10 protein-coding genes, 1 tRNA gene and 1 pseudogene (1 of these 12 only partly in view) are annotated in these 8,090 nt (G+C 43.8%); 3 read left to right on the top strand and 9 right to left on the bottom strand.

The genetic code is table 11. From position 1 onward, the window contains the following. Positions 1-177, bottom strand: a pseudogene (locus tag B3O33_RS13950) (form I ribulose bisphosphate carboxylase large subunit) (its annotated part extends 1,057 nt beyond the left edge of the window); the annotation flags it as partial. 161 nt (positions 178-338) lie between these two features. Between B3O33_RS13950 and B3O33_RS13945 the strand changes: the two are divergent. Continuing rightward, positions 339-1,289: a LysR family transcriptional regulator gene (locus B3O33_RS13945; protein WP_292360659.1), complete on the top strand. Its 951-nt coding sequence runs from the start codon at positions 339-341 to the stop codon at positions 1,287-1,289. On the opposite strand, the gene B3O33_RS13940 is transcribed toward B3O33_RS13945, so the two are convergent. Both B3O33_RS13940 and mscL read right to left on the bottom strand, forming a co-directional pair. Further along, a complete protein-coding gene (locus B3O33_RS13940) occupies positions 1,261-1,581 on the bottom strand; it encodes a hypothetical protein (protein WP_292360661.1) in 321 nt (106 codons plus the stop codon). The genes B3O33_RS13945 and B3O33_RS13940 overlap by 29 nt on opposite strands. Positions 1,582-1,825: 244 nt before the next feature. Beyond that, entirely contained in the window at positions 1,826-2,227 is a 402-nt protein-coding gene (mscL, locus tag B3O33_RS13935) for a large-conductance mechanosensitive channel protein MscL (protein ID WP_292360664.1), read from the bottom strand. Between the two features lie 178 nt (positions 2,228-2,405). On the opposite strand from mscL, the gene B3O33_RS13930 reads away from it, so the two are divergent. Both B3O33_RS13930 and B3O33_RS13925 read left to right on the top strand, forming a co-directional pair. Continuing rightward, the gene (locus B3O33_RS13930) at positions 2,406-3,392 is read left to right on the top strand and encodes a hypothetical protein (protein WP_292360665.1); all 987 of its coding nucleotides are present in this window, start codon (positions 2,406-2,408) and stop codon (positions 3,390-3,392) included. Positions 3,393-3,444: 52 nt separating this feature from the next. Further along, complete coding sequence (locus B3O33_RS13925; protein ID WP_292360667.1) at positions 3,445-4,188, top strand: hypothetical protein; 744 nt, start codon at positions 3,445-3,447, stop codon at positions 4,186-4,188. A gap of 5 nt (positions 4,189-4,193) precedes the next feature. Here B3O33_RS13925 and B3O33_RS13920 read toward each other — a convergent pair whose 3' ends face one another. The 6 genes from B3O33_RS13920 to ychF all read right to left on the bottom strand — a co-directional run. Continuing rightward, positions 4,194-4,628, bottom strand: coding sequence for a hypothetical protein (locus B3O33_RS13920; RefSeq protein ID WP_292360669.1), 435 nt, complete (start codon positions 4,626-4,628; stop codon positions 4,194-4,196). A 48-nt stretch (positions 4,629-4,676) separates the two neighbouring features. After that, complete coding sequence (locus tag B3O33_RS13915; RefSeq protein WP_292360671.1) at positions 4,677-5,237, bottom strand: hypothetical protein; 561 nt, start codon at positions 5,235-5,237, stop codon at positions 4,677-4,679. Positions 5,238-5,316: 79 nt separating this feature from the next. Next, positions 5,317-5,697 carry a hypothetical protein gene (locus B3O33_RS13910; protein ID WP_292360673.1) on the bottom strand — a complete coding sequence of 127 codons (381 nt, stop codon included), beginning with the start codon at positions 5,695-5,697 and terminating at the stop codon, positions 5,317-5,319. 227 nt (positions 5,698-5,924) lie between these two features. Beyond that, positions 5,925-6,001, bottom strand: a tRNA-Met gene (locus B3O33_RS13905). A 57-nt stretch (positions 6,002-6,058) separates the two neighbouring features. Continuing rightward, a complete protein-coding gene (locus B3O33_RS13900; protein WP_292360675.1) occupies positions 6,059-7,123 on the bottom strand; it encodes a phospholipase A in 1,065 nt (354 codons plus the stop codon). A 60-nt stretch (positions 7,124-7,183) separates the two neighbouring features. Next, positions 7,184-8,090 (bottom strand): redox-regulated ATPase YchF (ychF, locus tag B3O33_RS13895; protein ID WP_292363842.1); only part of this gene is annotated, 907 nt, incomplete at its 5' end.

Below are 8,090 nucleotides of genomic sequence, written 5' to 3'. Positions count from 1 at the left end.
GGTCCAGGTGCCAGTCGATGATTCCGCCGCAACCGCCGCAGCCGCTTCTTCACGAGGCACACCTTCTTGCGGGATGACCTTGAAGCAGGCCAGGAAATCAGTGTCTTTCGGAGTGTATTCAGGCATCCAGTATGTTTCGCGATACTCTTTTACACCCGCTTGGTAAGTCTTTGCCATGGTGTTCTCTCCAGGATTATGCGCAAGCAGATTAATCAAACTGTTTTTTTGCCGAGGTAAGTTTACTTCAGCGACAATTTTATGTCTGTGACAAAAATAGTTGACTTTAACCATTAAAACAAGTTAATAATTTTTATCCTTAACATAAATTAAAGTTATATATGCTGCATGCATCCTTACAACAATTACGTTTATTCGAAGCGACGGCTCGATTGATGAGTATTACCCGCGCCGCAGAAGAAAAACATTTAACACAACCGGCCGTGTCGATTCAGATGAAAAAACTGGAAGAGTCTGTCGGCATGCCACTCTTCGAAACGGTAGGCCGAAAATTGCACCTGACGGTTGCGGGCCATGAACTCTATGATGCCTGTCGCGATGTATTAGAGCGGCTGGCAGATCTCGATGCCGCTCTGGCTGATTTACAGGGTGAAGTCGCCGGGCCGGTCAATCTGGTGGTGGTCAGCTCCGCCAAATATTTTCTGCCCTATCTCCTGGGTAATTTCATAAAACGCTATCCCAAAGTCGAACCAAGACTCCGGGTAACCAATCGAGCACGGTTATTGGAGCGTCTGGATGCCAATGAAGATCATCTTTATATCATGGGTCAGGTGCCCGAGGATCTGCCCGTAGTTGAATATCCGTTTCTGGAAAATGTCCTGGTCATTGTCGCCCGGCCTGATCATCCATTGGCTACACAAAAAAACATTCCGTTAAAAGCCATTGCGGAACAACGTCTGATTGGCCGGGAGCCCGGTTCCGGCACACGCAAAGCAGTTGAAGAATTATTTGCCAAATCAGGACTCAAGGTCTCGCCCTATATGGAGCTAAGTGGGGCAGATGAAATCAAGCATGGGGTGATGGCTGGCCTGGGGGTGGCAGTGTTGTCATTACATAGTCTGCGACTGGAATTAGCTGCTAATAAAATTGTAATACTGGATGTGGAAAACTTTCCATTACGCCGCCGCTGGTATGCTGTGCATCGTCAAGGCAAACGATTGTCACTGGCCGCACAGACATTTCTGGATTATCTGCAACAGGAAGGTGAACAGGAAATCGAACATTTATTGACGCATGACAGTGCTATCCTTGCTGGCACCCCAGACGTTTAGCCTGATCAATCAAATCCACCACCGAAGTTTGCTGCTGATTGTGGCATTGACTGAGAAAGCGTCTCTGTGTGCCGAGGGAATAGGTGTTTTCAATAAATCGGCAATCATTCATTGAAGCGGATTTATCCCATCCCGCCAGGCGTTGAATGGATTGGGAGAAATTACCTTTCTGAAATAACACCACCTCAGCCGGGCGTTGTTCAATTTTGCTGAGATGTACTTGATATCGATCATCACAATCCAGCTGGGTTATTGAATACTGCAGAAATAAATGACCAGCGAACCCAGACAAATTGTTCAACTAAGGTGAAAATCACTCCGGTCAGGCACAATATAACGCCCGTATAGAAAAATACCGGAACCAGCCATTTTGCATACCTTGACGGACTGCCGATAAAACCAGCCAGATAGCCGTAAAATAACATCGAAACCAGCAATATCGCCACGATAAGGCTAACAGCTACTCTGGCAAATAATGGCATCATGGCAGAAACAGAAAAAACCGGACACCAGACAGGTATCCGGCCCAACCAGATTTATTTCTGTTTCAAAATGTCGCGAATTTCGGTTAACAGAATTTCTTCTTTTGTCGGCGCAGGTGGTGCCTCAGGAGCCGCCTCTTCTTTCGCTTTCAATGAGTTCATGACCTTGATGGCTATAAAAATCGCAAAGGCAATAATCACAAAATCAACAATCGTTTGAATAAACTGCCCATAGGCAATAACGACTGCCGGCGTATCTCCAACCGCTTCTTTGAGGACTATCGCCAGATCTTTGAAATCGACCCCACCCATTAACAAACCGAGTGGCGGCATAATGACATCGGAAACAAACGATGAAACAATCTTGCCAAATGCCACACCGATAATGATACCAACTGCCATATCAACCACATTACCGCGCATCGCAAACTTTTTGAATTCTTGTACCATGCTCATAAACACTCTCCTTTTGACTTGAACAAACTTCCTGACAAAACGCATTTTTACGTCTTTTATATCAGCAGTTTAGAATATATGACATAAAAAATTTTTCTTTGGAAAATTAGCGGACAATAGAAGTGTCTTTATGTAAGTAAACACTTTCTCATTCTTCGACAAATGTATAAGGCTATTTATGGCAATTGGTTTTTTTCAAAAACGCATTGAAGAAATTATCAGCAATATTGTGAACGCTGACGACGCTACTGCACTATCAGCGGAACAATTGGAGCAACTCTCATCACAGTTAGCGTTGTATTTTTCGACTATCCTGCTGACTCTGGCAGGCATTCTGCTGATTGCAGTATTTCTGTTATGGATAGTCAAACGACGAGCCAATGATGGTTCACAGACAAATAAAGAACTGGAACGACAACGCCTGTTACAGGACCTGGAAAGCCAATTTCTGTCTATCAGCAATCAACCGGCGTTATGGTTAACCAATCGATCAACATTTGATGCCAAAGTGGTCTATGAATTCGCATTGGCTCTGACACCTGAAGTAAGCTGGTATACCCCGCAAAATATTAAGACGTCATGGCATATGGGTGACCGCATGGCAGTTATCACTGATCAGGATGATTTACTGACCGCCAGTGTGCTGGATGAAATTCTGTTCTGGTTCCGCAGCCTGGATCGTGCTGTAGCAGGCGAATTAATTAAAGTTGAGGATATCTATAGTTTGTGGCGTCAGATATTGCCCTTTTCCATTGATAACCGTTTCAGTTTTATGGCCGCCTATTTTGCAGAGGATAAGCGGGGCAGCCTGGATGATTTGGAAGCTGTTCGGCAAGTATTGATGGGGGTAATTCGTTATTGCCAGCAGCAAAAACTTTCCCAACCATTGAAATATATAAATGGCCGGCTTGATCCATTATTCTTTGATGAACTTCCCAAAGGGATGAAAACCGGGCTCGAAGCGGCCAGACCCAATAAAGTCCGTCGCCAGGATCCCGTTGTCATGGATGAAGCGCCAGTCATTACACAAAAAAATAAAACTGAGCGTAAAGAACCACTGGTTATCAACCCTGAAACAGTCGCTGAAAAACCTAAACATACGACACGTAAAGAACCGACCGTCAGTTTTGAAGGTGTGGATATCGAGACCCAAAAACCGGAGTAATATCTGGTAAACCAGAACGAGTGGATCGGTATAAAGAATGGGGGGCTGGGTAATGAGAAATTATTCAATTGTCTTATTGATATGTATCGGCATATCACATGTCAGTCTGGCCCAGCAAACAGAAGAGATATATGTGATTGCCGATGGTCGCTTGCCATCGGCAGCCACTGATCAAAGTTACTGGCTAAACCATCCAGCTATTCTTCAGTCGAGTAGTCAGTCCAGAGAATACTGGCTCCGGCATAACGCTGTGTATGAAGAAGATTTTCGAATCATGGATAGTGCTCAGGGCAACTTCACCCGATCAGCTAGCGAGCAAACCGCCGTATTATATTTACTGAGCTTATGGCCACGCTGTTGCAGCAATATGGGACTCGCCATCGTTGAAAATCAGCAGCTTGTTCGCAACATCGTATTTGCTGGAGGCACTCATCATTTATTTCCCGTTGCTGATATTAATGATGATGGGCTGGATGAATTAGCACTGGTTAGTAGTTTTGGCATGGGTGGTAGTAATGAAACCAGTTTAAGTGTTATTTCGTTGGCTAACGATTCAACGATATTAAAAGGTAGATTTCCTCTGATTCAGAACAACTGTGCAACAATGAGTGAGCGTAGTGAACGAAATTTCTTTCGTATTAGTTTTGATAAAACCGCTCCAGATCAATTCAGCCTTGAGCAATACCAAACCGGATGTGATGATGTTCAAGATAACGAAAAAGCCACCTCGGTCACTAGCATTCCGGTAGAAGCCGTCGAAATCAACGATGACTATATTGATTTGCCAATTAACTGACCAACTTATTCCACCACATTATTTGTTTTACAAACGTTTGATAATACGGCGACAGCCAAATCAATCTGGAAAGTAGGTTCTTTGTGCTCTTGAAGAAAATACTGTTGTACTCGATAGGCTTCTTGCTCTTTTTCAATGCGTTGTTCACAGCTCATTTCCGACGGCACTAACTCACCATTTAAGTCCTGCAGATAATGCACCATTTCGTGAATAATAAAGCCTCTGGCACTTTGATCCTGCTCTAATTGCATCCGCTCATCGTAGTAAATAATTTGTGTATCTGTGTCGTAATAGGCTACAGCGGTACAGAATTGATCTTCACATAATGTTTTAACCAATTGTTGATGGCTCACCGCTTCAACCACCGGCAAATCAACAGGCTGTTGATACCCGGTTAACGTAACTGCCCAAACTAACAAACCGTTTATTAGCTCCTGCATGTCTATTGCTCCAATGCTGACAAAGTCATGTGGGATAAAATGCCGAAATTAAAGCGATTCAAAGAGCTCCAGTATCGCTTCCTGATGACTCAGTTTTTGTTGTCTTAAATTACTGTAATTCGCACAAAGTTCACCATAAACAAAACGCCCATTTACGGTTTGAAGTTGAGCTGCAAAATCCTCAAGCATTTGATCTTCGTCTGCTGCAATGCCCATTTCCTGTAATTGGCGGGTGGTTTGCACAGTACGATTGGCTATCACACGAGGTTGTTCATGCACATGGGGCTTAATAGACGATAGAAGTCTCTGGTAATAGTTGGTATCGCGTGTTTTATCAGCACCTGGCTTAGCTTGATAAAGGGTTAACAACCATTGCTCAGGTGGAGTAGGATCGGCAACCGATAACATTTCAACGGGTTTAGCTTCAGGCATTCCTTGCTGTAAATTTTGCGGAACCGGCTTGATAACAGCATATGAAGGTTGTTCATCAAACTCTTGAGACTGTTGCACTTCATTATCTTCACAGCCACTTATTGCCATGAAACTTAAAGAAACAGAAAAGACGATCAATAAACGCTTAATTATTACGCCATGGACTGATCTTTCCATTAGTCTGCTCCTTTAGTGTTTCACCCTATTAAGTTTGTAAACAATCACCGATTTTTTGCTGATCAAATCATGCTGTGTATTACTGTTGATCTCCGTATCGTTCGTTTACCCCGGCTTCGCTTATAAAGGTCGCTGAAACCAACTCCCAACGCTGCTCAGCATCAAACACCCTGCTACACCCTAATGCCTGAGAAGCGGAGGGTTTTATGGGAAACATAGATCGCCCGCCCTGTCGCACATCATAAAAATAGCGGTCCAGATGCAAGTCAATGATTTGTTTTTCATGCGTATTTTTTACAAAAATCCGTGCACCACCTTTCTTTTCACAATCCTCATCCGCTTCTTCATAGAACTCAATAAAGCGGCTGGCATCGTCTTCGGCTGCCACTAAACTATTGGCTGATAAAAGTATTCCGGCAAAACAAGCAAACAACGCGACAGACACCGGCTTAATGGACATGAATTTGCTCCTGAGTAATATAAGTTAGACGAATCTACTGCAGACTAGAGGGTAAATTTCAAAGTTTCTCCCGCCCCAACATTGAGGTCATTTTCCCTATAACCTTCAGGAAAACATTGTTGATATTAGCCAATGCTTTACGCAATTCACTGGGTTAACTGAAAGAATAAAATTAAGGCGAAAATTTCAGACATAAAAAAACCTGCCGAAGCAGGTTTTTGAATTTGTGGTGGCTACACCTAGATTCGAACTAGGGACCCCATCATTATGAGTGATGTGCTCTAACCAACTGAGCTATGTAGCCACGAAGCCGAGCATTTTACTTGTCTGGGCAGTAAATATCAACAATTTAGCGATAGGGTTACAACCAATCACTGAATTGAATACCAAAACCAATGCTATTGGTACGGTGATCGTAATCAATCAAACTTTCACCATACCCATTAAACCATTGCACATAACCTCTGAAGTTTTTATACAGAGGAAAGCTCCAGCCCAGTTGCGTTGCACCTTTATTATTACCGCGAAGGTTATTACGTATCATCAGATCAAAGCTGTGGTCACCATATTTATAAACCGAGGTGAAATCGAAATTACCCAAATATTTTTCAATATCCGGATTATCATCCGAACTGCTGCGCTCCGGGATGCGATACCACGGACGGGCGGAGAAATAGAAATCCCCTTTTTCGACAACAAACTCGGCAAACACACGATTCCAGCTTCGGGAAAGCTCTCCACTCTGGCCGTTCGATTGATGATTGATACCCACATTAATCAGAGAGTTCTTGAATCCCAGCAACTCTGTATCATTTGCAAAAGACAGCCATGCTTCAGGTTCATGGTTTGAATCGCGAAATGCTGCCGAGCTATCACTATTGAACATTTGCCAGAAAGAACGGTTGGTATAGGCAATAAACGCATCGGCACGACCATCAAACAACCCACGAACAACGGGCAATTTTAAGCTGATCTGAAATTTGCTTTCCCATGGTTGAAAATCATAGTCACGATCCGGATCCGCTGCATCGAAAGGCGCCTCATTTGCTGAACCTACATTGTTACTGAAGATAAAGTAATTCGGACGATGTGGTAAAAAGGCAAAGGGATTATTTGATTGCGTTTTTTCCAGTACTAAACGGCGTGATAAGGCTGATCCATCTGCCGTTTCAATTGTGCCTTCATTCTCATCAATTGAAATAGCTTCCAGCTGCTCATCATTCATTTCAGAAAGATATGCCGGTTGTTCCTGCTCTTTTTTTTCTGCAGCAATATCGGCAGAACAGATTTCGCGAATATTTCCAACGGTTACACTATCGTCCGATGTAGCCATTTTGGAAAGTATGCATGCATCCATTGCCTGATCTGCATAGGCTACATTGGCGAAAAATGGTGCCAACAGCACCCCGACAAACCATCTTTTCATGACGCTTCCTTTGTTTTCAGAGTGCCTTGTCGAACTTACATGGCAGAGGCAGTATTTGGTCTAAACGTTAAACCTGAAATGCATTACATCGCCGTCTTTGATGACATATTCTTTACCTTCAAGGCGCCATTTTCCGGCATCTTTTGCGCCTTGTTCGCCATTGAACTGTACGAAATCTTCGTAGCCGATGACTTCTGCGCGAATAAAACCTTTTTGGAAATCAGTATGGATCACCCCGGCGCCTTCCGGTGCAGTCGCGCCGACTTCAACGGTCCAGGCGCGAACTTCCTTAACACCAGCAGTAAAATAGGTATGTAATCCCAGCAGTTGATAACCACTGCGGATCACCCGATTCAGACCCGGTTCATCCTGTCCCAGTTCCTCAAGAAACTCTGCTTTATCTTCATCCGCCAGATCGGCAATCTCTGATTCGATAGCAGCACAAATGGCCACCACAATCGCATTCTCTTTTTCAGCCAGTGATTTGACGGCATCCAGAGCCGGATTATTTTCAAAGCCATCTTCAGCAACATTGGCAATATACATCGTGGGTTTAATCGTCAGTAAATGCAAACCTGTTAATAATCCCAGCTGATCTTCATCAAGGTTCATTGCCCTGACAGGTAAGCCTTGATCCAGATGCTCACGAATCTTTACCAGTAAATCCAATCGTGCTTTGGCTGTTTTGTCACCACCTTTGGCATCCTTGGTGGTTTTGGTTATGGCTTTTTCCACCGATTCGAGATCGGCTAATGCCAGTTCGGTATTAATGACTTCAATATCATCCAGTGGTGAGACCTTACCCGAAACATGCACGACGTTTTCATCTTCAAAACAACGTACGACATGTGCGATAGCATCGGTTTCACGAATATTGGCCAGAAATTTATTACCTAACCCCTCACCTTTCGATGCACCGGCCACTAAACCGGCAATATCGACAAATTCCATGGTCGTAGGCAAAACG

Source organism: Methylophaga sp. UBA1464, from assembly GCF_002325665.1.
Taxonomy (GTDB): domain Bacteria; phylum Pseudomonadota; class Gammaproteobacteria; order Nitrosococcales; family Methylophagaceae; genus Methylophaga.
The sequence above is the reverse complement of the archived record's forward strand: the minus strand, read 5'-3'. Positions and strand labels throughout refer to the sequence as shown.